Origin of the sequence: Butyricicoccus sp. AM27-36 (assembly GCF_003480945.1) — a bacterium.
Classification (GTDB): Bacteria; Bacillota; Clostridia; order Oscillospirales; family Butyricicoccaceae; genus Agathobaculum; species Agathobaculum butyriciproducens.
In genome coordinates this window covers 207,978-234,174 of the sequence record NZ_QUJR01000003.1, presented here as the reverse complement: position 1 = coordinate 234,174, position 26,197 = coordinate 207,978, and the positions used below count along the sequence as shown (strand labels likewise).

31 protein-coding genes are annotated in these 26,197 nt (G+C 52.4%); all 31 read right to left on the bottom strand.

Annotation, left to right across the window (positions count from 1 at the left end; translation table 11 throughout):
* Positions 1-55: 55 nt before the first annotated feature.
* The gene (locus DW724_RS06345) at positions 56-457 is read right to left on the bottom strand and encodes a cysteine-rich VLP protein (RefSeq protein WP_118760990.1); all 402 of its coding nucleotides are present in this window, start codon (positions 455-457) and stop codon (positions 56-58) included.
* Complete coding sequence (locus DW724_RS06340) at positions 458-649, bottom strand: hypothetical protein (RefSeq protein ID WP_003500082.1); 192 nt, start codon at positions 647-649, stop codon at positions 458-460. It lies immediately after the preceding gene.
* A gap of 2 nt (positions 650-651) precedes the next feature.
* Positions 652-1,299, bottom strand: coding sequence for a DUF4366 domain-containing protein (locus DW724_RS06335; protein ID WP_118760989.1), 648 nt, complete (start codon positions 1,297-1,299; stop codon positions 652-654).
* Positions 1,286-1,552, bottom strand: coding sequence for a DUF4315 family protein (locus tag DW724_RS06330; RefSeq protein ID WP_005927622.1), 267 nt, complete (start codon positions 1,550-1,552; stop codon positions 1,286-1,288). The genes DW724_RS06335 and DW724_RS06330 overlap by 14 nt, the downstream gene beginning before the upstream one ends.
* A gap of 22 nt (positions 1,553-1,574) precedes the next feature.
* Positions 1,575-3,242, bottom strand: coding sequence for a C40 family peptidase (locus DW724_RS06325; protein WP_118760988.1), 1,668 nt, complete (start codon positions 3,240-3,242; stop codon positions 1,575-1,577).
* Positions 3,243-3,521: 279 nt separating this feature from the next.
* Positions 3,522-5,951 carry a VirB4-like conjugal transfer ATPase, CD1110 family gene (locus DW724_RS06315; RefSeq protein WP_442861258.1) on the bottom strand — a complete coding sequence of 810 codons (2,430 nt, stop codon included), beginning with the start codon at positions 5,949-5,951 and terminating at the stop codon, positions 3,522-3,524.
* Positions 5,869-6,255, bottom strand: a complete 387-nt coding sequence (locus DW724_RS06310) for a PrgI family protein (protein WP_003500106.1) — start codon at positions 6,253-6,255, stop codon at positions 5,869-5,871. Before DW724_RS06310 ends, DW724_RS06315 begins: the two co-directional genes overlap by 83 nt.
* A 44-nt stretch (positions 6,256-6,299) precedes the next feature.
* On the bottom strand, positions 6,300-6,920 hold the full coding sequence (locus tag DW724_RS06305) for a DUF7007 domain-containing protein (protein ID WP_442861257.1): 621 nt from the start codon (positions 6,918-6,920) through the stop codon (positions 6,300-6,302).
* 42 nt (positions 6,921-6,962) lie between these two features.
* A complete protein-coding gene (locus DW724_RS06300; protein ID WP_117613993.1) occupies positions 6,963-7,385 on the bottom strand; it encodes a SpoVG family protein in 423 nt (140 codons plus the stop codon).
* A 43-nt stretch (positions 7,386-7,428) separates the two neighbouring features.
* Positions 7,429-8,295, bottom strand: a complete 867-nt coding sequence (locus DW724_RS06295; protein ID WP_005927637.1) for a VirB6/TrbL-like conjugal transfer protein, CD1112 family — start codon at positions 8,293-8,295, stop codon at positions 7,429-7,431.
* Positions 8,296-8,336: 41 nt separating this feature from the next.
* Positions 8,337-8,552, bottom strand: coding sequence for a Maff2 family mobile element protein (locus DW724_RS06290; RefSeq protein WP_016306504.1), 216 nt, complete (start codon positions 8,550-8,552; stop codon positions 8,337-8,339).
* A gap of 89 nt (positions 8,553-8,641) precedes the next feature.
* Positions 8,642-10,465 (bottom strand): VirD4-like conjugal transfer protein, CD1115 family, encoded by a 1,824-nt coding sequence (locus tag DW724_RS06285; RefSeq protein WP_021425361.1) that lies wholly within the window; start codon positions 10,463-10,465, stop codon positions 8,642-8,644.
* Positions 10,462-10,932 carry a PcfB family protein gene (locus DW724_RS06280; protein WP_025543433.1) on the bottom strand — a complete coding sequence of 157 codons (471 nt, stop codon included), beginning with the start codon at positions 10,930-10,932 and terminating at the stop codon, positions 10,462-10,464. Before DW724_RS06280 ends, DW724_RS06285 begins: the two co-directional genes overlap by 4 nt.
* Before the next feature lie 91 nt (positions 10,933-11,023).
* Positions 11,024-12,061, bottom strand: coding sequence for a hypothetical protein (locus DW724_RS06275; protein ID WP_243105698.1), 1,038 nt, complete (start codon positions 12,059-12,061; stop codon positions 11,024-11,026).
* Between the two features lie 26 nt (positions 12,062-12,087).
* Positions 12,088-12,801: an antirestriction protein ArdA gene (locus DW724_RS06270; protein WP_003500154.1), complete on the bottom strand. Its 714-nt coding sequence runs from the start codon at positions 12,799-12,801 to the stop codon at positions 12,088-12,090.
* 4 nt (positions 12,802-12,805) lie between these two features.
* Positions 12,806-13,891, bottom strand: a complete 1,086-nt coding sequence (locus tag DW724_RS06265; protein ID WP_118760985.1) for a DNA cytosine methyltransferase — start codon at positions 13,889-13,891, stop codon at positions 12,806-12,808.
* Positions 13,878-14,234: a DUF7768 domain-containing protein gene (locus tag DW724_RS06260; RefSeq protein WP_003500157.1), complete on the bottom strand. Its 357-nt coding sequence runs from the start codon at positions 14,232-14,234 to the stop codon at positions 13,878-13,880. The genes DW724_RS06265 and DW724_RS06260 overlap by 14 nt, the downstream gene beginning before the upstream one ends.
* Before the next feature lie 309 nt (positions 14,235-14,543).
* On the bottom strand, positions 14,544-15,923 hold the full coding sequence (locus DW724_RS06255) for a ParB/RepB/Spo0J family partition protein (protein WP_118760984.1): 1,380 nt from the start codon (positions 15,921-15,923) through the stop codon (positions 14,544-14,546).
* A gap of 45 nt (positions 15,924-15,968) precedes the next feature.
* Positions 15,969-16,382 (bottom strand): hypothetical protein, encoded by a 414-nt coding sequence (locus DW724_RS15570; RefSeq protein WP_158580227.1) that lies wholly within the window; start codon positions 16,380-16,382, stop codon positions 15,969-15,971.
* The gene (locus DW724_RS06245) at positions 16,382-17,209 is read right to left on the bottom strand and encodes a DUF6414 family protein (RefSeq protein ID WP_022241053.1); all 828 of its coding nucleotides are present in this window, start codon (positions 17,207-17,209) and stop codon (positions 16,382-16,384) included. Before DW724_RS06245 ends, DW724_RS15570 begins: the two co-directional genes overlap by 1 nt.
* Before the next feature lie 78 nt (positions 17,210-17,287).
* Positions 17,288-18,037: a site-specific DNA-methyltransferase gene (locus DW724_RS06240; protein WP_022241054.1), complete on the bottom strand. Its 750-nt coding sequence runs from the start codon at positions 18,035-18,037 to the stop codon at positions 17,288-17,290.
* A gap of 13 nt (positions 18,038-18,050) precedes the next feature.
* A complete protein-coding gene (locus DW724_RS06235) occupies positions 18,051-19,574 on the bottom strand; it encodes a hypothetical protein (protein WP_022241055.1) in 1,524 nt (507 codons plus the stop codon).
* Positions 19,564-19,785, bottom strand: coding sequence for a helix-turn-helix domain-containing protein (locus tag DW724_RS06230; RefSeq protein ID WP_022241056.1), 222 nt, complete (start codon positions 19,783-19,785; stop codon positions 19,564-19,566). Before DW724_RS06230 ends, DW724_RS06235 begins: the two co-directional genes overlap by 11 nt.
* Before the next feature lie 133 nt (positions 19,786-19,918).
* Complete coding sequence (locus tag DW724_RS06225) at positions 19,919-20,671, bottom strand: hypothetical protein (RefSeq protein WP_118760983.1); 753 nt, start codon at positions 20,669-20,671, stop codon at positions 19,919-19,921.
* Between the two features lie 219 nt (positions 20,672-20,890).
* Positions 20,891-21,151 (bottom strand): DUF6809 family protein, encoded by a 261-nt coding sequence (locus DW724_RS06220; RefSeq protein WP_118760982.1) that lies wholly within the window; start codon positions 21,149-21,151, stop codon positions 20,891-20,893.
* The gene (locus DW724_RS06215; protein WP_118760981.1) at positions 21,148-21,510 is read right to left on the bottom strand and encodes a TnpV protein; all 363 of its coding nucleotides are present in this window, start codon (positions 21,508-21,510) and stop codon (positions 21,148-21,150) included. The genes DW724_RS06220 and DW724_RS06215 overlap by 4 nt, the downstream gene beginning before the upstream one ends.
* Before the next feature lie 256 nt (positions 21,511-21,766).
* A complete protein-coding gene (locus tag DW724_RS06210) occupies positions 21,767-22,339 on the bottom strand; it encodes a TetR/AcrR family transcriptional regulator (protein ID WP_158574625.1) in 573 nt (190 codons plus the stop codon).
* 250 nt (positions 22,340-22,589) lie between these two features.
* Entirely contained in the window at positions 22,590-23,741 is a 1,152-nt protein-coding gene (locus tag DW724_RS06205; RefSeq protein WP_118760980.1) for a sodium ion-translocating decarboxylase subunit beta, read from the bottom strand.
* Positions 23,742-23,756: 15 nt separating this feature from the next.
* Positions 23,757-24,143, bottom strand: a complete 387-nt coding sequence (locus tag DW724_RS06200) for a biotin/lipoyl-containing protein (RefSeq protein WP_110437380.1) — start codon at positions 24,141-24,143, stop codon at positions 23,757-23,759.
* Positions 24,144-24,158: 15 nt separating this feature from the next.
* Positions 24,159-24,494, bottom strand: a complete 336-nt coding sequence (locus DW724_RS15785; RefSeq protein WP_202183513.1) for an OadG family protein — start codon at positions 24,492-24,494, stop codon at positions 24,159-24,161.
* A gap of 2 nt (positions 24,495-24,496) precedes the next feature.
* The gene (locus DW724_RS06190) at positions 24,497-25,864 is read right to left on the bottom strand and encodes a pyruvate carboxylase subunit B (protein WP_243105701.1); all 1,368 of its coding nucleotides are present in this window, start codon (positions 25,862-25,864) and stop codon (positions 24,497-24,499) included.
* Positions 25,865-26,197 lie beyond the last annotated feature (333 nt).

Sequence of the window (26,197 nt, the reverse complement as noted above, 5' to 3'; positions counted from 1 at the left end):
AGGAATGTAATAAGATATTCCCACCCCGGAAACACCCTCAAAAAAGCCCGGAATGTCAAGCCTTTGGAGGCGGCAAATCGTAACAGCCGCCCGGCCTTTTCTCCCGCATTTTCCTCATGCGTTCCCGGCTTTTCCGGCGGTTCCCTTCGGTCTTGCAGGCGTCGGAGCAGTAGGCTTGACGCCCCTCGGGCAAAAACGCCTTTCCGCAGACCGCACAGGCCCGCAGCTCCGGGGAGATGCCTTCCGTTGTCAGCGACGCTTGAAGCTCCGGGTTAAGGGGCAGGACAGCCTCACGGAAGTAACGGCAGTACGCCCCTGTCCAGCACTTGTGCAGCATATAGCAGGCACAGTCAAGAGGAAGGCACAGGCCGCTTTCCCGGTCATAGTTGGCACACATCCCCATGACAAGAGAACGGATTTTCTTCTTCTCGTCACGGGTTAGCTCCCGGGCGTCCATTTATGACTTCGGGCCACGATGGCCCGAAGGGCGGGGCTCCACGATCAGCGCCCGGAACTTCTTCCGGCACTGTTTTTTCTTTCCTTTGCACTCCTTGTAGTAACGGCATCCCTTACAAGGGTCGTCATTGTCCCAGCCGGGGTGCGGTACTTCCTTCATCATTCGTTCAAAAGGGCTGCTTGTAAAATTCATTCTCATTCCTCCGTATCTTCCTCCCATGGCGGGGTATCTTCGTCCTCGGGTTCCTCTGCGATCTCCTCCAGCTCCCCGTCCTCATATTCGCAGTAATCATCTTCCAAATCCGGGGCTTCATGCTTCGGCTTGTAAATCTTGAAATAGTAACCAATTCCACCGCCGGCCAGCACCACCGCACCGATCAGGAGCAGAGAGAGAAGGGGGCTGTCCTTTTTCTCCGGCTCGGGTTCCGGTACTTCCTCCACCGGTTCGGTGGGCTTTGGCTCTGGCTCCGGGGTCACTTCTTTGGGCGGTTCCTTACCCTGTTCGGCAAGAGGCAGAAGGTCGTCTGTGGTAACGGTATTGAGGAAATAGACGTTCTCGCTGGTTTTCTGTTTGTCGATCACCAGATAAAACACGCTCTCGTCTGCTGTGATGATGGTGTAGAACTCCTTTCCATCCTCGTCGGTGGCGTTGTCCACCACGGTTCCCGTCCCGTCCGGGGTAAAGGGGTTCTGGGTTTCCGGCTCTGCTTCGGTTTCTGCCGGGGAGGGAGCTGTCTCCGGCTGCGGCTCGCTGCTCTGTGCATAAGCCGGGACTGTAAAGATCAGGCAACACAAAAGGCTGGCAGCCATTGCCGCCAGCCTGCGAAATTTAGTTTTCTTCATGGGCCGTGTCCTCCTTTTCGGGTGCCTCCGGCTTCGGGTCAGTATGGCCCGAAGCGGTAAGGCTATTTTTGGGGTCATTCAGAAAAGCCATAAGCTGGGCGGGCGTCAGTTTAAGGGAGCGCACCGCCTGCACGATCTGGCTGTTTTCTTCCTCCTGTTTCTGCTTTTCCAGCTCCCGGATTTTGGCCTGCCATTCGGCGGCCTTCTCCCGGGCTTTTTCCAGTTCCTTATCGAGCTTGTCGATTTTGTTCATGCAAGGACTCCTTTCCTCTGGCTCACAAACGCCCGAAGGCATAGAAATGTGTCTGCCAGTAGCTTGAATTGATGTTTGCGTATTGGATGGGCGAACCACAATGGAGCATCATCCCGTCGCCCACATAAATCCCCACATGGGATACAGGGCCGGGGCTGTCATAGGTTCCCGTGAAAAAGATAATGTCGCCGGGCTTTGCCTCGGAGGGAGAAATGATAGCACACTGGTTGTAAATGCCCTGCGCCGTGGTACGGGGCAGGTTGTGGACGCCGCTGGCCGTGTACACCCAGCAGACAAAGCCCGAACAGTCAAAGGAGGTGGACGGGCTGGAGCCGCCCCACACATAGGGCCAGCCGATGTACTTTGTGGCTTCTTCCATGAGCGCCGCAAAAGCCGGGTCATCCAGCGCCTCGCCGGGTATCTCATAGCTGGGGCCGGTATCTTCGCCACCGTTGTAAATCCCTTCCCACAGATAGGGTTTGTTGCCTTTGAGCTGCTGCATAACGGTGTAGATTTCCCGCTGCTGTTCGTTAAGCCTCGGCAGGATCACGGCAGGCAGCGTCTTGTTTGTGAGGGTCACATTGAGAATGTAATACTCATAGGGGACTTCCTCGGTGGTGGTTTCCCCGGTCTCCGGGTCGGTGCTGGTTTCGGTGCGGTAGCGTATCTCGACTTCCTCCGTCAAGGTCAGCTCATACTGTGCCTCGAAGATCTCCCGCAGTTCGTCCTGCACCTGTTCCCGGAAATACACATGGTACTTTGCCGAGAGATAGGATGCCAGCTCATAGGGGTTATGGCCGATCTCGTCCACGGAATAGCGGTACTCGTCATAGCCGGGATGGGTGCTTTCGATGTTCGCTACCGTCTGCGCCAGCTCGTTTTCCAGTGCCGTGTAGTCCTCGTCCACGCCCAGCAGGTCCATATCCTCCGAGGCGTAGGAGGTGCCGGATAACGCATTGGCAAGGCCGCTGCCAAGCGTGGGAAAGATGGAGCTTACCGCCGACACAAGAAAACAGAGCAGCAACAGCAGGAGCAGGACCAGCACCGCCACGGGATGACGGGTCACAAACTGCGCCGCCCGACGGGTCGCAGTTCCCGAAGCGGCAGCGGTTTTCTTTGCGGCCTTTGCGCCCTGTTTTGCAGCCGCCTTTGCTTCTTTGGAATACCGGCGTTTCAGTTTCCATTTCTGCTGCACACGGGAAAGCGGATTGCTGGCAAGTTCCGGGTGCTCGGAGGCCATCTTTTGAAAATCCACATTGGCCCGGGCTTTTATGTCCTTCCGTTCCCACTTTGCCACCTTCCGGGCTGGGTGTTCCCGCCAGCGGCGTTTGGCATAGCGGGTCAGTTTCCGGGCTCCGGCCTCTGCGGCCAGCTCGGATTTATGGGCTCCTTCCACACCCACATTTTCATGCTCAACTTCGTGGATCTTGTTGTGGACATAGAACCATGCTTCTGTACGGGCTCCCCGGACAGCTTTCTTCGCAAGCCCCGGCGGCTTCTGCGCCGCCCGTTTCGCCTCGACCTTATCCAGCTTCTCCCGGGCCTTTCCCAGCTTTTCCCCGGCGCGCTCCGCTTTGGCCTGCGCCTTCTGGTACTTGTCCTTTTTACTCCCGGCCTTCTCGGCGGAGCCCTCCGGCTCCTGTGCCCTGCCGGTATCCTGCGGCCTGCTCGCTTCATCCTCCTGCCTCATGCGGTCAGAGGGACGGCTTTTGCGGCTGTCCTCTTGAAACTTGCCGCTTTTGGACTTCGGGCCATCATGGCCCGAAGGACTGTCCTGCCCGGCATCCTCGTCCTCAAACCGCAGACGTCGGGACGGTGCGGGGGAAGGTCCTTCCCGTTCTGCCGGTCCGGGGCGATTGTCCCCGGTATCCTCCGTCGGCCCCGGCCTTTGAAAATTCCGTTTGTCCGGTTTCTTTCCGATAATGTATCCCTCCTTTCCAAACCTCGGGCCATCATGGCCCGAAGTGTGTTACGCCCGGTTCATTTCCTGTTTTTTGTCCTCCGGGCGGGTGGTCATAATGGCGTACAGTTCGGTATTCTGCGGGAAGCGGTCAACAAACGGGATGGTGGTATTCCCGAAGAACAGCAGCCCTTCGCCGGAATTGGTATGGGTCACATAGGAAAGCTGGTGGGGGCTGATCCCAAGCTGTTTGGCTAAAATCTGCCGGTCCCCCTGTGCCTGCGAGAGCAGCACAAGGAAGTCCGAGTTTTCAAAGATGTTCTCGATCTCCGGGCTTGCCAGAAAATCCTTTACATTCTGCGTTAAAGCACTCGGAACGCACCCTTTTTTTCGCAGCATTTTCCAGATCGCCACACAATAGCTTGCCGTCAGACGGTCACGGAGCAGCACATGAAATTCGTCAAAGTAACACCATGTGGCGATACCGCGGAGGAAATTCATGGACACCTGCGAGTTTACCAAGTCCTGCATAATGAGCATGGCAATCGTCCGAAGCCCGGCCCCCAGCTTTTTTAAGTCAAGGCATACCAGACGGCGGTTTAAGTCCACATTGGTTTCATGGTTGAACACGTTAAGGGAGCCCGACACATAAATTTCAAGGGCCGTCGCCAGCCGCACCGCCTCGCCCTCCGGCTGGGAACAGAGCAGGTCATACAGGGTTTGGAGGGTCGGCATTTTGCTTGTTTCCGGGTCCTGCAAGTGTTCCCGGTACATCTGGCGCACACAGCGGTCAATGACGGTACGCTCCACCGGCTGCAAGCCGTCCTTGCCGCCGACAATCAGCTCCATCAGCGACAGGATAAAGTCGGCTTTCAGTGCCATCGGGTTTTCCTCGTCAAAGCTCAAATCAATGTCCATCGGATTGATGTGGTGGGGGCTGTCCGGTGCGATCTCGATGACCTGTCCGCCCAGCCGCCTGATAAGGGGCGAGTATTCGCCCATCGGGTCCACCACGATAATGCGGTCTTTTGTGGCAAGGAACACGTTCACAAGCTCCCGCTTTGCGGCGAAGGATTTACCGGAGCCCGGCACACCGAGGAACAGGCCGTTGGGGTTTTTGAGCTTTTTCCGGTTTGCCATGATGACGTTATGGGAAAGGGCGTTGAGCCCGTAATAGACGGCTTCGCCATCCATGCGGAGCTCCTGCGTCATAAATGGAACGAAAATGGCCGTGGAGCTGGTGGTCATGCCGCGCTTGATCTCAATGCCGTTATGGCCCAGCGGAAGGCTGGAAAGAAAACCGCCCTCCTGCTGGAAGTCCAGCCGCTTCAAGGTGCAGTTGTATTTCTGGACGATACCGGACACCGTGAACAGGTCGTTGTCCAGCTCCCGGCGGGTCGGGGCCATGTTTACCACAAGGAAGGTCAGAAGGAACATTCTTTCATTCCGGCTCTGTAAATCTTCCAAGAGGGTCTTTGCGTCGTTGCTGTACGTTACAAGGTCAGGCGGGAGTATGTCCATGTCGTACCCTGACCGGGCTGCCTTTTTTTGTTCCTCCACTTTCATCTTGTCAATGTCGGAGACTTTGGCCTTGATGGATTTTACGGCGGCGGCCTGATCGACGGTCTGGATATGGAGGGTAATGGTCATTTCCGCATCCATTTCCAAAAGCTCCGCCAGCAGCTTGTCCGAGAGCTCCGAGGCCAAAATCTGCAAGTAAGAGGCAGCGCCCCAGGTCGTCCCCACCCGGAACAGTCGGCTGAAACGGAAATCGAAGCTGTCCGGGGCGATAAAGTCTTTGGTGGAAAGCCCGGTTTTGGGGATCATATCCCATGAAAACCGGAAGGGGGAGCCGCTGCCGGGGTGGAGTTGCCCGTGAAGAAGCTCCAGCCGTTCCAGCCCCGAAAGGGAACGGCACTTGACGCCCAGCTTTTTGAAGTTCCCGCAAATGTCCGCCTCTACACGTTCCAGCCTTGCCCTGGCGGTGGGAAGGTCGTCCACGTTCACGCCGAAGGTCAGGAGCTTTGTGCGGACAATGCCGTTGTTGCTTTTGGCGATCTGGTTTTCCAGCATTTCCACATACTCACACCGGACGCTGTTGTAATCATCGTCCTGCATGGGGATGTTCACGCTGTACCGGCTGCCCGGGCGGCTCCGGTGGTTGAGGAAGGAAAGCTGGAACGGAAGGCTGCTGTCAAAGTAGTTGAGGCAGGCGCTCCACCCGTCAAAGATGGCTGCCTGATCTTCGGACTGTGCGAGCTGGTAGTTGATGTCCTCGTATTCAATGGTTTTGGTGTAATAGCGGTCCGCTACCCGGCACACCCCGTCCCGGTACATTTCCCGGTAAGGGAGGGTCTGCTGGGCGGTGGTGGGAATGTTCTTTCCTTTCGTGAACAGGCCGGTAAGGCCCCGCTTTTCAGGCTTTCTGCCTGCGGGCTTTCCGGCCCTTCTGCTGTTTCGCAATCGGCTGCGCCTCCTTTCTGGCGCTAAGCAGCGCATAGAAGTTTTCGGTTTTGTAAGGCCGCACACGGGGATAGAGGAACCGGGTGCGGATGATGTTTTTCAGCACTTTTTCCAGCGGCAGACCGTCTCGTTCATACATAGCCAGAAAGAAGAACGGGAGCATGAGGCCGATCATCAGGAACATGGCGGCACTGTTCCCGATACTGCCACGGGAAAACAGGTAAGCCGGGAGGCCCACCGCCGCTGCGCTGGAAAAACAAACAAGCTGGCGCTTCGTTAGGTTGAAGGCCAGCTTTGTCTTGATTTTGGAAAGGTCTTTTGGTACTGGCACATAGGCCATTTTGGTACACCTCCTTTACTGCTTCGGGCCAGCATGGCCCGAGGTTATCTTGCGGCCTCTTTGGCCGGGGCTGTGCTGCGGGCAGCTTCGGCGGCCTCTCGTCCGCTCTGCCTTGCCCGCCAGTATTCGGGGTGATACTGCCGGATGGACTGATTGAGTTTTTCTTCAAACTGTCCTTTGTCCTTAATGCGGTCAGGGATTTTCCACAGCTTTTTGTCCAGCAGCTCCCGGAGCACTACGCTTTCCTGTGCGTCCTCCTCATAGCAAATATAGCCCTTGTCCTTGAAGCCGCATTTTTTGGCCGCTGGGGAGAGGACGGCGGCTACCTCGTTTGCCACCATCGTTCCGCCGTGGCTGGCGGTAGATACCAGAAACACCCCTGGACAGAGGGTTTCATAGCTCTGCACCTCGCCCCACGGGGAACTTTTCGGCGCATGGAACATCCCGCCCGTCCGGCTCCGGTCCGCCTGCATGAGAGCCGCCTTTTCCAAGATGGCCTTCAGCTCCGGGGAAAAATAGGCATATTCCCGAAGGACACGGGCGGCCTCCCCGCCGCAGGCGTTCATCAACAGGGTATAGGCGTCGCTGTCCGCTTTGGTACAGCGCCCCAGCAGTTTTCCGTCGTAATAGCAGGCCGCGTCATAGCCCATCCGTTTGCGTGGCATGGGTTTCGCCTCCTTTCTGCTTCGGGCCAGCATGGCCCGAGGTCAACGCTCTGCGCTGCGGCTGGGCTTTTCCTTCGGAGGCCGTTCTGCCTTTGCCTGTTCGGCAGCCGCTTTTCCAGCTTTGAGCTGGTCGCTGATGGACGCACGCCCCACAGAGCCGCGCTCCGCCATCTGTTCCAGCTTTGCCTCATAGGCTTGCAGAACAGCGGTATTGAGCTGTTCCCGGAACTCCTTTGTGACAGGGTAGGCCATATCCCGGTAGCCGCCTTTGCCGTCTGGCTGGCTGGGCATCCCAAGAAAGAGCCCCTTGCTGCCCTGTACGATTTTCAGATTTTCCACCACAAAGCAGTCATTGAATTTCACGCTGGCAAAGCCCATGAGGTTTTTCACAGGTTCGATGACCCGCACGCTTACATCCAGCTTTATAGGGGCGGCTGGTGTTCCGCCCGCTGTTTTTTCCTGCATGGATTTCTCCTTTCCGCTTCGGGTCGTCATGGCCCGAAGTCTCTTAATGGCAGCCGAAGATGGATTTTGCAAGACTGCCTGTTTTGAATAAGGTAAAACACAGCAGCACCGTATATCCCACGCAGCCCCAGATCGCCCCGATGGGGTCGCCGTCGGTGGCGATACTCTGGATCAGCACCGCATAGATGGCGACACAGACTAAGATCAATAGGCCTTGAAAGCCCACCGCAAAGAGGGAGCGGAAATAGTTCTGCCCCATGTGTCCGGTTTCCCTGTTGGGGACTGTGGCAAACGGGATAGGCGCTAAACTTGTGAGTAAATAAATTTCAATCATACGGCCATATACGATGACGAAAATCACGATGTTTAAGGCAATCATGGTAAGCTGGATCAGGAAGGACTGGAGCCAGAGTCCGAACAGAGGGCCTAACTCCATCGCCTCAAGCTCTGTCCGCAGACTGTCCAGCACATCCGGCGTGATTTCTGTCCCGTTCTGGATAATGCCCGCTGACTGCTGGATCACATGCTGGCTCACATCAAAGACCGCCAGCACGATATTGAAGGTATTCGTCAGGATCATCACAGCCACAAAGGTTTTGAACACCCACTTAAAGAACATCCATGTGTCAACTTCATGGAGGTTGTTGCGTTCTATGAGCATCTGTATCAGTTCATAGGTCATAACAAAAGTGAGGATGACCCCGGCGATTGGCAGAATGGCAGTTTCGGAGATCTGTCGTATCATGGAAAAGACCCCGGCGTTCCAGTCCGCCGGGGTCGTGCCTACCTGTGTGGCGATTTCGCCAACGCTCTGATTGACGTTATCGAAAAGGCCGTCCAGATTTCCCATGATACCATCGACGAGCAGACCTTTCAGCCATTCAACGATTGCGTCGATGATAAAGTCCATACATCAGCTCCTTTTCTGGAAAAAGGGACAACGGGTGACATTTAGCTGAACAGCCCGGACAGCAGAGGGATAAGCTGAAGGCCGATCAGAACGACACCGCCGCCAGCCATGAGCTGCTTAATGCCCTGGCTTTTTGCCGCAGGGTTGTCCGACCCGTAACCTTCCAGAAGGTTGATGACGCCCCATACCGCCAGACCAGCGCCAAGAGCCATGACCAGAATTTTAAGAATGTCGATTGCCTGATTGAAAAATTCCATATACGTTCCTCCATTTTGTTTGTTTGATGATTTTGGGTACAAAAAAAGCCGCCCACATCGGCGGCGCTTCGGGTCAACATGGCCCGAAGTTACACAAACTCGTCGCTGTCCAGATCATCGAAATTCAACAGGTCAGCTTCTTCGTCCGTGTCGGAGCCGTCCACTTCGTACACCGTGTATTCGTCCTCCGGCTTTAGTCTCAATGGCCGGTGGCGGAACAGGCTTTCCAAGCGGAAGGCGTTTTTCTTTTTATCAAATTCGGCTGTGTACTTGTAATTCGGGTGCTTTTTCAAGTCATACTTCGGGGACAGGAAGGGCGGGAGCCCCCGAAGCTGCAAGATACATTTATCCCCGGGCATGGTGGTGATCTCGCTGGTGGTCATCAGCTCCCGGCCAAGCCGCTGCATATTCTGGCTGTAACTTTCAGACTGTCCACGGCTTCGGCCCTCGGTCTGCATAGAGATGGTGGCCTTGCCCAGCCAGTTTTCCGAAATATCCTTTAGGGTGGAAGCCTCCCGGCCTCCGAGGAATACGATACTGTCCATGTTGCCCATGATGGTTTCGGAATGGTCTTTGTACAATGCCTTGCACTGGCTCATTGCCTGATAAAAAAGCGTCAGGCTGATCTCACGGGAGCGGATGACGGCCACGATCTTTTCCAGCCCCGGCACCTGTCCGGTGTTGGCTGCCTCGTCCCACAGCACCCGCACATGGTAGGGCAGACGCCCGCCATAGGTGTTATCAGCCCGTTCACACAGAAGGTTGAACATCTGCGAAAAAGCGAGGGCAACCAAAAAGTTGTAGGTGGTGTCCGTGTCGCTGATAAGAAAGAACAGCGCTGATTTTTCATCCCCCAGCTTATCCAGCTCCAGTTCGTCATAAGACATGATCTCCCGAAGTTGGGGAATATCAAAGGGAGCCAGTCTTGCACCGCAGGAAATCAAAATGCTTTTGGCTGTCTTGCCGCTGGCGAGCTTGTATTTCTTATACTGCCTCACGGCGAAGTGCTGGGGGCTGCGGCGTTCCAGCCCGTCAAACATATAGTCCACCGCATTTTTGAAGGTTTCGTCATCCTCCCGGACTTCCATGCTGTTTATCATTTCCACCAGCGTATTCATGTTGCGTTCTTCCTCCGGCCCCTCAAAGACGATGTAGGCCACAAGGGCGCAGTACAAGAGGGTTTCGGCTTTGGTCCAGAACTCGTCGCCCTCCTTGCCGTCGCCTTTGGTGTTGGCGATCAGAGCAGTAACAAATTTCAAAACATCGCTTTCCGTCTTGATATAGGCCAGCGGATTGTAGTGCATGGATTTTGAAAAGTCGATACTGTTGAACACCCGCACCCTGTATTTCTCCCGTTGCAGAAACCGCCCGCACTGGTCGAGGGTGCCGCCCTTCGGGTCTACCACCACATACGAGGAATGGGCTTGAAGGAGCTGCGGGGTCAACCAGAACCTTGTCTTTCCCGAGCCGGACGAGCCGATGACACAGGCGTTTAGATTCCGGGCATTGGCAGGTATCTTCGGACGGGTGTTCATGGTAAGGAACTCCGTCCCGGTCAGAATGACATTGTTCTGAAATTTAGGGTCAACAAACGGCTTTATATCCTCCTTTGTTCCAAAGCGGGCGGTGCCGTATTCCGCATCCCGGCGGAATTTTTTCGCCTGCCTGATCTTTGACTGTATCAGCAGATACACCCCAGCCGCACCGGCAAGGCCCACCAGCAGGTCAATACCGCCAAGCCCCGGCCAGTAGGTTTCAAAGGCTTTGGGGAAGGTATCGAGCATCCCCATGAGCTTTGTCCCGAAGTCTGTGCCGGGGGCGATCCGGTAGGCCGTCCCGATTTTGGAGAAAAACCAGAACACAAAGAGGTACGGCAGGTTGGGGAGCACATATTTTCTAATCTTGTCACTCAACGTCCGTCCTTCACCGCCTCTCTGGTCCGCTGCTTTTCCTTTGCCTGTGTCCTGATCTGCTCCGTGAATTTCCGAAGCTGGCCGAGGATGGAAGCCTTGTCCTGCTCTTTATTCAGCACCTTTGCACTGTACTTCTGGAAGGCCGCTGTGATGGCGTCCGCCTGATTGGCTTTGAAGAACAGCAGGTAATGGCCGGGGCTCACTTTATGGAAAGCGTAGTCCACATGGAACTCCTTTGCGATCCGGTCAAAATCCTTTGGAGCTCCCACATAGGGCATGGCACTTTTGCCGCCATAGTGGTTCATCAGCTTTTTCACGCTCTGGCGTCCCTGCGGGGTCAGCGCCTTCTGGTGGTGCTTTTGCAGCGCCCGAACCACCTTGCCAAGAGCGGCAGCCAGCACTTTTCCCGTGAGCTTCGTTGTCCTGATTGAAAGGGCAACCGTTTTTTGGTTTACTTCTTCCTGCATAAAACCTCCTTTCCGTCGGGGTTCCCGCTATCCGGGAGGCCCCCGTACAATCTCGGGGAACAGAAAACCTCGGGCCAATGTGGCCCGAGGCTTACCGCTCGGCATCTCTGCCGGACGGAGCTTTCTTTTCCGGCTCCGTCTGGACTTTTTCGCCCTGTTCCCGCATGGTCTGCAAGATAGAGGGCTTCTTTTGAAGCCGGGAGGGCTTTTCGCCGGACAGCGGCTTGATACATTCCAGACGGTCAGTCGCCCGGATGGCGTTGTCTGTGAGCTGCCTCTGCCATGCGCCCACGCTGGGAGCCCAACGAAAGCCGCTGCTTTTCAGCTCGGCCCGGGTGTCCGCGTCAGGCTTTCCGTCAAAGAACACCTGCAAGCGGTTGTCCTCCCGGTTCATTTCCACACGACCCCCATCGAACTCCCAGCCGGAAAATTCCTGCTGTGCCTGTTTGGAAAGCTGTTCGATACGGGCCTTTACCCGGCGGATCTCCGCATTGTTGTTGGTTAGCTGGTAACTTTCAAAGGGCCTCGGGTCGCTTCGCCAACTTGACGCCATGCTTGCTTTCAGCTTTTCGATCTGGTCCGGCGACAGCAGCGCACAGCCGTCCAGCTTGCCATGCTTGCGGTAATAGGCGTTGACCTCCTTCATAATGAGCTGGGAGCGTTCCAGCCCGTCCAGCTTCTTCTGGAGCTTTTCAATCGCTGCCGGGTCATCGGCGCTGATCCCGCCCATGCCGGTGCTGCGTATCTTATCCAGCAGCCCTTGAATATGCCGCCATTCCTCCATGTTGCTGTCCCGCGCCCGGTTCTGTTTTTCCTTCTTTCCCACCGGGAAATTGGAAGGCCCGGCGATCATCATAGAGGGAACCCTCGCGTCAATGGCAAAGCCTTGGTTCATGTTTTCGGCCAGCTTGCGGGCGTAGGTGTCTAACAGATGGTCGATCTTCTCATGGTACATGGGGTCCACCCGGGATTTCTGCTTTTCCGCTATGGCGGCGGCCTTGTCCACCATTGCCCGGTATTCCGCCGTTGCGCTCCCTTCCTTGTAGTCGGAAAAGCTGTTCATTTCTTTTGCCCGGCGGGCGGCTCCTTCATTGATAGGGTAATAGTTGATGGTATGCACCTCCTTCATGCTTCGGGCCATGCTGGCCCGAAGTCTTACCGTTCTTCATGGGAAGGCCCCGCCTTGTCCTTTTTCGGAGCGGGTGGGGCTTCTTGAAACCGTTTGAGTGTAGCGAGAATGGAGTGGACAGGCTCGGCCTTTTCAGGATAGGCAAATATCCGGTGTTCCGGCGGAATGTCCTGCGGCCCGTGGTAATACTCCTTGAAGCCCTCCGGGACTGCCGACACATACCCACCGGGAGCGAATACGCCGCCCTCGTTGATACGCACATCCCGCCCGTATGCCTCATAATCGAAGTAGTTCTGAATGTGCTCCGGTATGTCGATAGTCCCAAGCTCGTCGGCGTAAAGACGGCCCAGCCCTTCATCATCGGAAATATCCGGGTAAAAGCGGTAAAGGTCAAGGTTCTGCGTCAGGTTTATCAAATCCTTCACGCTCCTTGTGTGGTTTCCCAAGACAAGAGCGGCTTCAAAGGTTTCCAGTCCGCCCTTATCCCGTACTTCCAGCAGGGCATGGCCCAGCTCGTTCAGCTCGTCGATGTTCTCACATTCGTAGAGATAATCGTAGAGCCCCAGCACATCACTGTCAAAGCTGGTAAAGAACACTTCGCTGTACCGTTTCCCGTCTATCCCGATTTTGGCAAGGGCGGCCTGCAACTCCTGTGTCGTCATGGGGAAATGTACCGTTGTCCCTACCTCGATCCCCATTAAGGGGTATAGGGCTGTATTGGTTATATAGGCTTCAAACATGGGCTCATTCCTCCTTTCCGGCCCGGTCAGCCAGCACCTCATAAATCCCGGCCATAATGTAATCGGCGCAAGGGAGGGCAATCGCGTTTCCCAGTGCCTTGTAGCGTTGCAGAGACCGGATCTCCACGCCGTCCGCCCCGTACTTTGTCCAGCCCTCTGGCAGCCCCATCAGCCGTTCGCTTTCCGTTTCCGTCAGAAAACGGATACAGCCGCCCTTCGGGTCGCCCTCATACCAGAAGGCAAAGGGCGTTACATCACTGGCTAAAAGAGTGGGAAAAGGGTCAGTTGGTAATCCGAAGCTGTTTCGGAAGGCCGTTTCTTCCTGCCTTTTTGCCGCTCCCCGCATACGGAAGCACTGAAAGGGGTGGATGACTGGTATCTGCCGCCCTGTTTCAAAAGAAGCTGTTCGATCTCCTTCGGCGGCGGCCCACCCGCCCTCTCCGCAAGGCGGAGGAAGTGGGAGCATTGGACGGGGCTTAAATAGTATGTCTGCGGCACGTCTGCCTCCAAAATCCGCCACGACGAAAATCCGCTGCCTTCGTGCCAGCCTTCGGGAGCCTGCCCAATACTGGGCGTCCATGAGCCGCCAGCACACATCAGGCGTTCCCCCTCGCACCATTCCGGCGTTTCCCCATCTTCCCGAAGGAGGCATTGGAACTTCGGTGTCCGAGAAGGCGGATAAGACGGCTCTAAAGTCCATCCGGTCATTTGTAGAAAACGCTCCCATGACGTTTTCCCAAACAGCGATAGCTGGATATAGGTTATCAGTAGCATCCCTCATTTCCTGTATGATACGAAACGCCTGATAGAACAGGCTTGATTTTGCCCCGGCAAGGCCGGAGCGGTTGCCGATCAGAGAAAGGTTCTGACAGGGGGAACCGAAGGTAATTATATGGACAGGTGGGATTTTCCCGCCGTCCACCTTCGTAATATCCCCCAAATGCACCATGTCGGGAAAGTGCCTTTTGGTTATGGAGATGGGCGCTTTTTCAATCTCACTGGCCCATACCGGACGGATACCGCACCGGGAAGCAGCCAGAGGGAACACGCCAATCCCGTCGAAAAGGCTTCCCAGCTTAATGTCCGGCATGGCCCGGGGTGCCGTGTCCCTTCACGGCAAGCACCCCTTCCAGTGTGGTCGCCGCAATGCCCAGCCGCCCGGCAACCGCAATATCATTTTTTACATCCTCGTCCACAGCGCTGCCGCAGACAATCAGGGTGTGGGAGCGCCGCAGCATATCCCGGCGCATATCAATCCCGGCCTTGTGTTCCTCGGGAACGCTGTCATTCAAAAACAGCGGCAGATACAAGAGCGGGCAGATCGGGGAAAAGCCCGCCTCATAAGCAAGACGGCAGTAGTGGGCCGCCAGCTCCATATCAACATCCGGCTCGCCGCTCCATGCGGCGGTCAGGTATGCTAAAGGTCGTTTCATTGGTTGAGCCTCCATTTCTGTTTTGGTTTAGGGAAAAGCAAGAGTTCGCCCAACCCCTCCGCCCCTTCCCCCGGGAAGGGGAACGGCTCTGGAGAATTTATATCCCCGTCGCTTGACCGGGAAAAAGCATAACCGGGAGAAATCCGTCAAGGGTGCCTCTGGCACCGCCTGCGGCGGCGCTGCCCTTGACTGATTTTCCCGGCTATGCTACGGAATAACTGGCGACGGGGAATAATTTATATCTCCAGAGCTTCGGGGCGCGGGGCAGAGCCCCGCAATCCTCGGGCCATGCTGACCCGAAGTTTGGGCTTACTTTTCCTGTTCGGTTTTCTTCTCCGGCTTTTCATGTTCCTTCTGCTGACCCTTCCAGTCGTCCAGCAGCTTGATGATCTGGTCCTTCATTTCCCTCGGCGTAGTTTCCTTGCCGAAATACTTGCTCAGTTCCGCACCTGTCAAAATCACTTTGTCTACCTCCTTTTTGTCCTCCATCATAATGCCGTCGATCACATCCCCGTTGAGCAGCTTCTTTTCGTCCAGCTCACGCATACGCTTTGCCTGCGCCTGTGAAGGCGAGGACTGCTGGCTGTCAATGGCGACGGCGATATAGTTCTGGTTCTTCTTGCCGATATAGGAAAGCTCCACCGCCGTAGTAAAGCCCAGCTTTTTTTCATCCATCAGCTTCATCAGGTCGGGAACCAGCTCATTGAGCCGGATATACCGCTGCACCTGCTTGACCGCCATCTTATTGCGCTCGGCTACAATTTCGTTGGAGCGTTTTCCTGCGTCCTTCGGGTCAATCTGGCCCGAAGTGCGGGAGCCCTGGTGCTTGATGGCCTCAAGCTGCATTTTCAAGGCTTTGGCCCGCTCACTGGGAAGGATTTCTTCACGCTGGTTGAGATTGTCCTCGACCATCTGCGTGATGGCTTCATCGTCCGTCAGATTGCGAACAATACAGGGCATATCCGCATATCCGGCAAGCTCGCTGGCCTTCTGGCGGCGGTGGCCGGACACGATCTCATAGCCGCCATCCTCACGGGGACGGACGATAGCAGGCTGGGTAACGCCCTTGTCCTTGACGCTGGACACCATAGCCCGCATTTCTTCATCGTCTCGGACTTCAAAGGGATGGTTCTTGAAGGCGTGGAGCTCGTTCAGCTTGATATAGACGATCTGCTCCTTGCCCCGGCGTGGAGCATCCTTTGGCTTTTCGGATTCTTTCGGAGCGGGAGCGGCCTGTATCGTTGGAGCCGTTTTTTTCTCCGGTTCCTTTTTGACCGCCTTTTCCGGTTTCTGTGCGGGAGCTTTGGACTTCGGGGCTGCGTCCTTGTCCTTATTTGCTTTCGGGGGACGGCCCCGGCGCTTCGGCTGTTCCGGCTCTTTGGGTTTTTCCTCTGCTTTTTTCGGAGCCTCCGGCTGCTTTTCCGGTTTCTCCGCTTTTGCCGGGTCAGGCTTTTCCACGCCGGGAGCTGCCGCCCGTTCCTCGACTTTCTTTTCCTTCATAATTTCAGCGAAGTTATAGACAGAAACCTGTGGGTTCTTTACCTCTGGTTCCGTCTTTTTTTCCGGCTCCGGGGAAACGGAAACCTTCTCTGGCTCTTTTGGGGGAGCGGGAGGCGTTTCCTTGCCCGGCCCGCTATCCGTTACCGGCTGTTCCGGCGTTTTTGTGGTTTTATCATCTGCCATAAGCATTTACCTCCTGTTTTTTGGCATGAAAAAAGGGGCTCAACTTTTCAGTCAAGCCCCCGTGGGAAGTTCCTCCTTTCTCCGCCATGATACAAAAATACCGCCCGTAGTCTCGTTTGGGCGGTACTTTGTGTAAGATTGGCAGTCCATTATTAAGTTTTTTATTATGTTCCCTTTGTACACCGTTGCAAGCCATAGATTTTTAACATTGACTTTTAGGTTGCGCAGAACATTGTTAGAAAAGCCAAGAAGCGCCCACTCTCTCACGCCGCCATAATCGTCCGTGTGAACCAGAAGATTCTCTACTTCCATAGGAGGATCTTTTTGCCCGCCTACACCTTCGATCTTTAGGTCAGTTTTATTGATATGATTGACAACGTCCACTAAGAAGTGCACATCTTCCAGTTTTTCGGTTGCTTCTTCAAAATCTTTGTCCGCTCCCCAATATATCTCTATTCTATCCATTAGCCCTCCAAGACCCCAGCTAACACAACATCGTATACATCAATTTCGGTAGCTACAGAACCGCCTTCAGATGCAGAAGCATAGTCTACACGTTTAGATGCTTTTGTGGTTCCAAACTCAAACTCCTTTTGTACTTGCAAATCAGACTTCTCAATTTGTCCCACATGAATCGCATAGTATGTAAGTCGCATCTTAGGCAAATCAGACATTGTATAGCTGTTTCTGAAAGCGCTACGATTAAATCTCAAAATGACATCCTTACCATCAACGGTAGCCACAAATTCATAATAGCCACGCCCTTTTTCAATGGCTTCCTCTATTTTGGTTATGTCAATTTTCATCGCATCGCCATCACTGGTTTTGAACGGTAGCTCACCATCGATCATACTTAGAAAAGGAGCTATCAGCATAATATATGAAAAAGAATTTACTTCCGGTCTGACAATCACTTTAGGGAATACTTTAATTCCGCCACAACGCTTATTCTTTGGTCTGCGCTGGTCTGCATCGAGTAGGGCAATAAAATCTGCAAGCAGAGTGTTTTCAAGAATGTTTTTAGCGATCCTATCAGACTTTCTTGAAAGATTTGTATTTACACTCGCTTCTGCATTGATTGTCGCACCACTTAGAAAAGTGAATATCTTGGATAAAGCATTCTTTTCGGTTCCTACGCCGCCCTCTATGCCCGCAGTTCCCTCAATTCCAGAGTTGACTTCAGTGATAAACTCTGTCGTCTTCTTGAGTTCGCCACCTGCAATGATCTGCATGAAATCTGCAACAAACGCTTCGTCAAAATATACTATTTTCAAAAAGTTTGTATTGTCCATAATTCTTTCTCCTTGCGATTTTCTTAACTGCTGCAAATATCATGTGTACTTTCACTTGAATGGAGAGCAAACTTCAAATCAAAGCTCAATTCTGCTAACACCCATTCTTTTTTCGATCATCTGAATATAATCCTCGTTCATATCACAGACAATGCTTTTCATTCCATGCTTCTTGGCGCAAGCAGCAGTTGTTCCTGAGCCTGCCATGGGATCAAATACAATATCTCCTTTTTGGTTGGCCATCAAAAGAAGTTTGTCAAATACAATTTCGGGCTTTTGCGAAGGATGGCCGGTTCTTTCCTTTTTGCCAACAAACCCAATAATTAGAGGAGCTTCGATTACGCTCGGCGGCCCAGGTACGAAACGCATTTTTCCAGATTCAAATTTTTCTTTCTGCTCATCGCTCAAGAAATGTTCAGGATGTAATTTATGTCCCTTACGCATGAACTGCAAGCAAGCATTTTGACTCGATCTCCATCCTCTGATAACTGATGGGCAATTTTTGTAATACCATGTCAACCATGCAGCCATATAAAATCCGCTTGGTGCATATCTAACATACGGACCAATAATTTCAGGGAAACCCCATAAATACATCAAATCGCTTATTTCACCAGTTTGGTTTAGTAATCTTGTGATAAAGTCATCATATTCGCTTGTAGGCAACTCGCCACCAAACCCTTTGTTGTACCAAGGGTCAAGCATAGCACAGTTAACGTAGATATTTGCTTCTTTTAATATTGCAATAGATTCAAACACATCCATTGGAGGGAGAATGGCAACCCCATCAACCTCAAGTGCGTGTTTGATTTTTTCTGATATTGTCATGAATGATCTCCTTTTATTTTGTAATGACAAACCCTCTGCTAATCAGCCACTGAACGTCATCAAAAGCATCTTGGACATTAGACCAAAGTTCACCTAATCCTGGGAAAACTTCCTGCGCTATTCTGATTGCCTCGTTTTGCGGTAAGCCCCAAGAGGTTTCAAACCCTGCAACCAATAAACATCCGGATTCATTCCCTATTGAAATAGGCGCTCCATAATTTGCAATAACATCCAACAAGCAATATTTGCGAACAATTTCTATACGACTGGGACTAATTGCATACTTGTGTTCACCATAGGCTACAATATTCCCCTCGCTTACGGAAAGTGAGAATGCTCGACTGATTTCTTCATCAGTGTATCCTTCATCTCTTAAAAGCTGATAAATCTCATTCTCTTTTCCAGATGTTCTGATCACAGCGTGTTCAATCTCAAGCGGTGTGAGGAACAAAATCCCTTGTAATGCCCTGCGCAACTTGAGTGGTGCTGTACGAATTTGAATAAAATCCTTTGTTGTCGGTTTCGCCAACATTTTACGCAAATCCCCATTCAGCGAGGAAAAATAGCCAGCACCATCCAGATACTCTACAAATACAGCGTCCGGATATTTTTGCAACGTTACTTCTCTGGTGCTGTCGGTTTGATCTACAACTTTGTGCGATACACTTCCGGAATCGCCAGCATAAAATTGGCTCTGTATAAAGACTTTTGCGCCCAATCTTCTTGACTGGAAAGGAACAATAAAATCATACTTTCTCTTCTTAATTTTATTGTCTACAGGCAAATCACCCAAGATTTCACCGACCTCAACATCTTGTGTATTAAAGTCTGTTCCTGCATTCAAGCCCCAGTCAGTCATATACTTTCTCAATATAGTTTCTGGAATATGCCCTTGTGTAGCAGTGATAGATCCTCTGGACTGAAAGATTACTATCGAGCTTATAAGAGCATCTGCATTGCCCAATTCCTTTTGTGATACATAGGCATTTCCGAGGCTCCAGAGCTGCTTTGCGTAATCTTCATCCGATACAATCAAATGGAAATAGCTTTCAACAAATACTATTCTATAATCATCTTTACCAGCAAGTTGTACTATAATTTTAGTAACATCTGTCATGGAAAAAGCTCGAGGAATAGCTTTGTCTCGCCATCTTCCTCCACTTATTTTTTGAGGATAAGTACTTATTCCAATTTGATTTTTAAGCATAAGAGGGAACTGGCACTTTAGGTTGTTATCGGTTTTTCCAGTAGCCAGTAAAAGAACGTTACATATACTATCAAGAATGTCCTTGGCCGTATCATCATTTTCACCTGATAGATAACTCAGTACGTTTACCGCTAAGGCAGACGATGAGCAATGTGATACATCTGCAAAATTTTCGGTAATATCGGCCATATAGTCAAAGCCCTTTTTTAATTGCTCAAGATTAACTCTGAATTGCGGAGTATCTCTTATTTCTCCAAGTGAAGGAGTTACCCACATATCAAACTCAGACATTTTTTCATCTAATGTTGCGTTATAGTCGTTAATTTTCATGCTGCTCCTCCTTGTTGACGAACTCTAAAATATCGTCCACTCCGCATTGTAGTGCTTTGCAGATTTTTTCTATACTTTCTATTGAGACATACTCATCACGTTTAAGACGAGTAATGATATTTGCACTAAATCCCGCCTTCTCCATCAGCTCGGCATTAGTCATACCCTTGTCAATCAGCAAGTGAAATAGCTTTTTGTATGTTACAGCCATAGCGAAACCCTCCTTAATATTATCAATTATTATATCACGAAATCGTGAATAATTCAATTGGTTGGAGTAAAATTATACGACAATAAAAATTCTGCCCAAGCTGGGCAGAATTTCCGTAACATATATTTAAGAGCTATACATGGTATCTATTTACCAATGCCAAAAACATGTCTTTATAGAATTTTCCAAGTACGGCAATTTGCTGATTAGTAAGTACACCAATCAGATACGTTTTTAAGAAGCTGCACATTGCGTGAGTAAGTGGTTTTTCGATTGTAGAAGTATCTGCATTGTCTTGATAATCTTTAGAATACATTTTACAGATTGAACGTCTACCAAAGTAATTAAAGATTACTCCCATAGTGTCTTTAAGCACCTTAAATTCAGTTGGAAAGTTCGCATGGCCAATCAATTCGTTTGCAAGCAACAATGGTGCATCAACATAATCCTGAATACTCATATATCCCGACTCAGTATCAATAAAATCACTCATTGAAAACGAAATGTTTTGCTTGATACTCTTTACACCCAAAACTTTCAAGAAACCAATTTGAGCAGCATGATATTCCGTATATCCATGATTAGCAATATACTTTTCGGGATCTTTGTTTACGTAAGTTTCATCGTCGAGTATATGAGTAAATTCATGAAAAATCGTCTGCTTTCCGACTTCACCTAAAGTGTGAATATTAGACCACACAGTTAAAGTGTGTTTTCCAGTCTTGTAATCATAATGAGCCGATCCCAGTGAGTCGTAGCCTTGTTCATCAGAAACCGACAGAGAAATATCCTTATACGCAATTTCATAAATTGGAAAAGAAGTTAGTCCTAACAGTTGCATAAATTCGGTTTCGCACTCTTTGATATATGAAGTTACCTTATCCATGTAAATTACCTCTCCGTGGTGACCTTAAGTTCCTATTTGTTTAATTATATCATACTTTTTGATGTTTGTGTTTACCCATTATAGCATAGAAGTATTTCATAGTTAAGAACATCTGTCCAACATGGACAGATGTTACAGAAGCAACTTCGTCACAGGTTGTATAGAAGATGAAAGGGGCTTGTGCTCAATCAGGCACAAGCCCCAACATTGGATATTCAATTATTCTTCCATGACTTCTAACATCATTCTTGCACCCAGCTTAAAACTGTTTTGGAAGATCAAACAATCCGTGATGGTTTGATACTCCCGCACGCAATCGGTATATTTTTCAAACAACTCCTTTTGCTCGTCTGTCATGGTTGCTTTGAGCTTTTCTTCATTTCGGCAAATCAGTTCCAACAGCTTCTTGTACTCCTTAGAGGAAGTGTCGTACTCTGTAGGCTCAATATTGCCGTACCAAAATTCTTCAAGGATTCTCATATCGCCTTCTCCTCATAGATCATCTCACGAAGGATAATTTCCTCTGCTCGGTTGCGGATGCTGTTCATAGCTCCGACCCATGCCATCTGGTCAGTCTTTTTCATACCCTCTGTTACGTCCTCAGCGGCTTTCATTTGCTTAATGATAAGTTCAAGGCGATTCTGTGCCTGCTCATTCAAATCCGCCAGATACGTCCACAGTTCACCGCTAAGGCACAGATCATTGAAGCGGACAGGGTTATGCTCCTTGATATAATCTCTATGCATACGTCCCCACCGACCGATAGGTCTGTTTTCCTCCGGTAAGCGAATATCGGGAATATAGTAATCACCACAACGAATATAGTTCAGTTCCTGCATCTTATATACCTCCAATAATAGCTTCAAACATTCTGCTAAAGATAGAAAAAGGCGATACCTGGTTGTGAAAACCAAGTATCGCCAATTTTTCTTGTCGCACTCCTGTACGGCAGCTCCCCTATGCCAGTAATGTTCTCATGCTGTCTTATTGGAAGCTACCGCAGGGCGCGGCTTTTCGTCAAGATTCGATTGAAAGCGTGGTTTCAATCGAGAGGCTGCTCGAAAAACGGAGTTTTTCGACAGCCTCACGCGCTGCTTACTGCAGCGCGTGCATTCCCTGGGTGTGATAGGTAATCAGCTGATTCAGTCCGGCACGGACCTCGCTCGGGCGAACGCGGTTCTTGAGGATATGTACCGTCCCGTCCACCAGATTGCGTGCCATGATCTGCGCCATCATCGGGCTGTTCTCCTCGTCGGCCAGCATGGACACGATCTTGGACGCAATCAGTTCAATCATTACCGGCCGCAGGTTTTCATATCGGGTGCCGTTGGCCTGCTCCATGATAAGAAGAAGGCCGTATTTCTCCGCCAGCAGCAGTGAGAGTACCTCCTCGGTGAGCAGCATGCGGAATTCCTGCGCGTCCATGTTCAGGTCAAACCGCATGCTGCGGAAGCGCAGGATCATGCGCTTCAGGCCGTCTGCAGCGCTGTCGGTCAGCTCGTAGAACAGCTCCTCCTTGTTTTTGAAGTAGTGGTAGAGGTTGCTCTTGCTGATATTTACCTTGTCCGCGATCATCTGCAGTGAGGTGCGATCGTACCCGCGCTGCAGGAATAAATGCTCGGATTCGAGCAGAATTTTGTGTCGAAGTTCGTCTTTTAGTACCTGCACAATAAGGACCACCCGTTCATTTCTTACATTTATTATAAAACAGGGCGACATAAATTGTCAAGAAAGCATAAAAAATTGAGAATGGAAAATGGAAGATGGAGCATTAGCGTGATGTTTTACCTTTGCGTGAGAGCACAATGTGCTCCCTGCGGGATATCGTGTGCATACCGTTACAAATTGATTTTCAATTCTTCTCAATCAAAAGAGCACAAAAAAAGAACCCGAAAATTCGGGTTCTTTTGCTTTGTACTTACGCGCCGAATACCTTGAGGACAAAGCCTGCGGCAACAGCGGAGCCGATGACACCGGCTACGTTCGGGCCCATCGCGTGCATGAGCAGGAAGTTTGCCGGATTGGCCTTCTGGCCCTCAACCTGCGAAACACGGGCTGCCATCGGAACGGCAGATACACCGGCCGAGCCGATCAGCGGGTTTACCTTGCCGCCGGTCAGCTTATACATAACCTTGCCGAACAGCAGGCCGCCGACGGTCGAGAACGTGAACGCGATCAGGCCGAGGATGATGATCTTGATGGTCTCCCAGGTCAGGAAGGTGGACGCAATCGCCTTGCAGCCTACCGACAGACCGAGGAAGATGGTGACGATGTTGCAAAGCGCGTTCTGCGCGGTGTCGCTCAGGCGGTCGGTTACGCCGCACTCACGCAGCAGGTTGCCCAGCATGAGCATGCCGATCAGCGGAGCGGTATCCGGAATCAGCAGGATAACGATGATGGCAACTGCGATCGGGAATACGATCTTCTCGGTCTTGGAGACCTGACGCAGCTGCTCCATCTTGACCTCGCGCTCCTTCTTGGTGGTCAGCAGGCGCATGATCGGCGGCTGGATAAGCGGTATGAGCGCCATATACGAGTACGCCGCAATAGCGATGGCGGGCAGGTAATCCGGCGCCAGACGGGAAGCGACCAGAATGGAGGTCGGACCGTCCGCACCGCCGATGATGGCGATGGCTGCCGCTACTGCGCCCGGGAAGCCGAGCACAAGCGCGAGCAGGAATGCAGAAAAGATGCCGAGCTGTGCCGCTGCACCCAGCAGCAGCGAGGACGGACGTGCGATCAGCGGGCCGAAGTCGGTCATGGCACCGATACCGAGGAAGATGATGGACGGATAAATCGCATGCTGGACGCCCTGATAGAACACCCACAGCATACCGGGACTTGAACCATCAACCGGTGCATTGAGCAAACCGGTCAGCGGCAGATTGGCCAGCAGCATGCCGAATGCGATCGGAACGAGCAGCAGCGGCTCAAACTTCTTGCCGATACCCATGTACAGCAGCACGCATGCAATGATGATCATGATCAGGCTGCGCGGGTCCTCCAGAAAGGACGCGAAGCCCGAGCTTGCCAGAATGCTGCCTAATGCACCGAAAAACGAAAATTGCATAGTACGCGCCTCCCGTTACATCGTGCAGAGTGCTGCGCCGGTCTGTACGGAAGCGCCCTTCTGTACGCAGACAGTGCCGACCGTACCGTCATGCGGTGCGCAGATCTCATTCTCCATCTTCATGGCCTCGAGAATAAACAGCACATCGCCGCCCTTAACGGCCTGACCTGCCGTGCATCGGATATCCAGAATGGTGCCCGGCATGGGCGCTGCGACGGTCTCGCCGCCTGCAGGCGCTGCTGCGGGTGCGGGTGCTGCCGCCGGAGCCGGCGCTGCCGCGGGTGCCGGCGCTGCTGCAGCCGGTGCCGGTGCAGGAGCCGCGCCGGTCGGAACTGCGCTTACCGACCCCTTTTCTACTTCTACTTCAAACTGCTTGCCGTTAAGCGATACCTGATATTTCATGTTTCTTTTCTCCCCTTAAACCGCCTTGATGGACTTAAATACAAGCTGATCGAGCGGAATGCCCGTTTCGTGGCTGACGATAGCCATAACGCAGGCCGCCTCCACCTCGCTGACGCCTTCCAGCTTGACCTGCGGAGCCGGAGCAGGTGCCGGTGCTGCTGCCGGAGCCGCAGCCGCCGGAGCCGCTGCACTGACCGAAGCCGGATGCACAGTGTGCTTTTCGAGCGCGCCCATCACACGGGAAATAACAGCGATGACACCCCAGAGAAGTGCCAGCATCAAAAATACAATAACGATACCGGACAGGGCGATCATGAGCGCGTCCAGTACGCTGATCGGATCGTGTACCATGCTCACTTAACCTCCTTGAACGAATAGCTTGCGGTGAAGGTCTGTTCCCGACGCTCAAAGAACTGCTCTGCCTGCTGCGGGAATGCGATATAGGACAGGACGTCCTCTTCACTGCGGGCATGCGTGCCGAGATGCTCGCGTGCAGCCGGAAATTCCGGCTCAAGCGTATCGGCAAAGCGGCCGGTCATCGGCTGCTCGTCACCGAGCACCTGCTTGGCGAGCTCGGGATTGACTTCGCCCGGTGCCTTGCCATATTCGCCGCGGATGTAGCTCTTGATTTCCTTGCCGATCGACTTATAGCGGCCGCCGAGGAGAACGTTGACCGTTGCCTGTACGCCGACCATCTGCGAAAGCGGCGTTACCAGCGGCGGATAGCCCATATCGGCACGCACGCGCGGCGTTTCGGCGAGTACCTCGTCGAGACGGTCGATTGCGTTCTGTGCCTTCAGCTGTGCTACCAGGTTGGACAGCATGCCGCCCGGGATCTGGTACACGAGCGCATCGGTCTTGGTGGACAGGACATACGGGTCGAACATACCGCTCGCCGCGAACTTGTCCTTGACCGGCACGAAAAATTCGTTGATCTCATGCAACGTTTTGGAATCCACGCCGCAGTCATAGCCCATCTGCTGGAGCGCGTAGACCATGGACTCGGTTGCCGGCTGGCTGGTGCCGCCCGACATGCACGAGGTCGCACAGTCGATGCCGTCCGCACCGGCTTCCGCTGCCTTCAGATAAGTCATATAACCCAGACCGGTGGTCGCGTGTGTATGCACATAAACCGGGATTTTGATGTTCTGCTTGAGTGCGGTAACCAGGTCATAGCACTCCTGCGGAGACATGATGCCCGCCATATCCTTAATGCACAGCGAGTTGCAGCCCATGGCTTCGATCTGCCTGCCGAGCGAAACGAACATCTCCAGATTGTGGATCGGACTCAGTGTGTAACAGATACAGCCCTGTGCATGGCCGCCTGCCTTGAGGCATTCGTCCACAGCGGTCTCGATGTTGCGCAGATCGTTCAGCGCATCGAAAATACGGATGATATCCATGCCGTTCTCGATGCACTTGCGGACAAAACGGCGCACGGTATCATCCGAATAGTGATGATAGCCGAGCAGGTTCTGACCGCGCAGCAGCATCTGCAGCTTGGTGTTCTTCATGTGAGATTTGATCTTGCGCAGACGCTCCCACGGGTCCTCATGCAGATAGCGCAGGCAAGAATCGAAGGTCGCACCGCCCCAGCACTCAATCGAGTGATAGCCGGCCCGATCCATCTCATCGAGAATGCCCTCGAAATCCTCAAACGGCATTCGCGTCGCAATCAGCGACTGCTGCGCGTCACGCAGCACCGTTTCGGTGATGTGCATTTGTTTCACAAGTATGCCCCCTCCTTCGGGAAATAAATGGGTGTCGTGATTCCCCTCATTAACCCCATATATATAATTGTATCATATCACTTTCTGCACCCGCTTGCAAGATTATGATTTTCTAATTTTGCACAGCTGCACTTTACTTTTTTCACCGCATTCGGAATTGACTTTTTCGCTCCAATGCAGTAAGATAGATATATCGCGTGTTGCGACTCTGCGCGAAGGAGCCGCTCGCAAAAACTTTTGTTTTTTATGTCTCAGTAGCTCAGTTGGATAGAGCACACGCCTCCTAATTATCGGATGCTTCTTGTTCTTTTTCCTGTGAAAACT

What these genes read in the sequence shown, in the direction of transcription:
- DW724_RS06260 (WP_003500157.1), bottom strand. Translation starts at nt 14,234, where the DNA reads ATGAAACGACCTTTAGCATACCTGACCGCCGCATGGAGCGGCGAGCCG.
- DW724_RS06330 (WP_005927622.1), bottom strand. Translation starts at nt 1,552, where the DNA reads ATGAACAAAATCGACAAGCTCGATAAGGAACTGGAAAAAGCCCGGGAG.
- DW724_RS06300 (WP_117613993.1), bottom strand. Translation starts at nt 7,385, where the DNA reads ATGCAGGAAAAAACAGCGGGCGGAACACCAGCCGCCCCTATAAAGCTG.
- DW724_RS06340 (WP_003500082.1), bottom strand. Translation starts at nt 649, where the DNA reads ATGAATTTTACAAGCAGCCCTTTTGAACGAATGATGAAGGAAGTACCG.
- DW724_RS06235 (WP_022241055.1), bottom strand. Translation starts at nt 19,574, where the DNA reads ATGAAAATTAACGACTATAACGCAACATTAGATGAAAAAATGTCTGAG.
- DW724_RS06280 (WP_025543433.1), bottom strand. Translation starts at nt 10,932, where the DNA reads ATGCAGGAAGAAGTAAACCAAAAAACGGTTGCCCTTTCAATCAGGACA.
- DW724_RS15570 (WP_158580227.1), bottom strand. Translation starts at nt 16,382, where the DNA reads ATGGATAGAATAGAGATATATTGGGGAGCGGACAAAGATTTTGAAGAA.
- DW724_RS06230 (WP_022241056.1), bottom strand. Translation starts at nt 19,785, where the DNA reads ATGGCTGTAACATACAAAAAGCTATTTCACTTGCTGATTGACAAGGGT.
- DW724_RS06215 (WP_118760981.1), bottom strand. Translation starts at nt 21,510, where the DNA reads ATGCAGGAACTGAACTATATTCGTTGTGGTGATTACTATATTCCCGAT.
- DW724_RS06190 (WP_243105701.1), bottom strand. Translation starts at nt 25,864, where the DNA reads ATGCACATCACCGAAACGGTGCTGCGTGACGCGCAGCAGTCGCTGATT.
- DW724_RS06290 (WP_016306504.1), bottom strand. Translation starts at nt 8,552, where the DNA reads ATGGAATTTTTCAATCAGGCAATCGACATTCTTAAAATTCTGGTCATG.
- DW724_RS06265 (WP_118760985.1), bottom strand. Translation starts at nt 13,891, where the DNA reads ATGCCGGACATTAAGCTGGGAAGCCTTTTCGACGGGATTGGCGTGTTC.
- DW724_RS06345 (WP_118760990.1), bottom strand. Translation starts at nt 457, where the DNA reads ATGGACGCCCGGGAGCTAACCCGTGACGAGAAGAAGAAAATCCGTTCT.
- DW724_RS06255 (WP_118760984.1), bottom strand. Translation starts at nt 15,923, where the DNA reads ATGCTTATGGCAGATGATAAAACCACAAAAACGCCGGAACAGCCGGTA.
- DW724_RS06295 (WP_005927637.1), bottom strand. Translation starts at nt 8,295, where the DNA reads ATGGACTTTATCATCGACGCAATCGTTGAATGGCTGAAAGGTCTGCTC.
- DW724_RS06240 (WP_022241054.1), bottom strand. Translation starts at nt 18,037, where the DNA reads ATGACAATATCAGAAAAAATCAAACACGCACTTGAGGTTGATGGGGTT.
- DW724_RS15785 (WP_202183513.1), bottom strand. Translation starts at nt 24,494, where the DNA reads ATGGTACACGATCCGATCAGCGTACTGGACGCGCTCATGATCGCCCTG.
- DW724_RS06310 (WP_003500106.1), bottom strand. Translation starts at nt 6,255, where the DNA reads ATGGCCTATGTGCCAGTACCAAAAGACCTTTCCAAAATCAAGACAAAG.
- DW724_RS06335 (WP_118760989.1), bottom strand. Translation starts at nt 1,299, where the DNA reads ATGAAGAAAACTAAATTTCGCAGGCTGGCGGCAATGGCTGCCAGCCTT.
- DW724_RS06270 (WP_003500154.1), bottom strand. Translation starts at nt 12,801, where the DNA reads ATGTTTGAAGCCTATATAACCAATACAGCCCTATACCCCTTAATGGGG.
- DW724_RS06220 (WP_118760982.1), bottom strand. Translation starts at nt 21,151, where the DNA reads ATGAGAATCCTTGAAGAATTTTGGTACGGCAATATTGAGCCTACAGAG.
- DW724_RS06275 (WP_243105698.1), bottom strand. Translation starts at nt 12,061, where the DNA reads ATGAAGGAGGTGCATACCATCAACTATTACCCTATCAATGAAGGAGCC.
- DW724_RS06245 (WP_022241053.1), bottom strand. Translation starts at nt 17,209, where the DNA reads ATGGACAATACAAACTTTTTGAAAATAGTATATTTTGACGAAGCGTTT.
- DW724_RS06205 (WP_118760980.1), bottom strand. Translation starts at nt 23,741, where the DNA reads ATGCAATTTTCGTTTTTCGGTGCATTAGGCAGCATTCTGGCAAGCTCG.
- DW724_RS06200 (WP_110437380.1), bottom strand. Translation starts at nt 24,143, where the DNA reads ATGAAATATCAGGTATCGCTTAACGGCAAGCAGTTTGAAGTAGAAGTA.
- DW724_RS06305 (WP_442861257.1), bottom strand. Translation starts at nt 6,920, where the DNA reads ATGCCACGCAAACGGATGGGCTATGACGCGGCCTGCTATTACGACGGA.
- DW724_RS06315 (WP_442861258.1), bottom strand. Translation starts at nt 5,951, where the DNA reads ATGCGCTGCTTAGCGCCAGAAAGGAGGCGCAGCCGATTGCGAAACAGC.
- DW724_RS06325 (WP_118760988.1), bottom strand. Translation starts at nt 3,242, where the DNA reads ATGAGGCAGGAGGATGAAGCGAGCAGGCCGCAGGATACCGGCAGGGCA.
- DW724_RS06225 (WP_118760983.1), bottom strand. Translation starts at nt 20,671, where the DNA reads ATGGATAAGGTAACTTCATATATCAAAGAGTGCGAAACCGAATTTATG.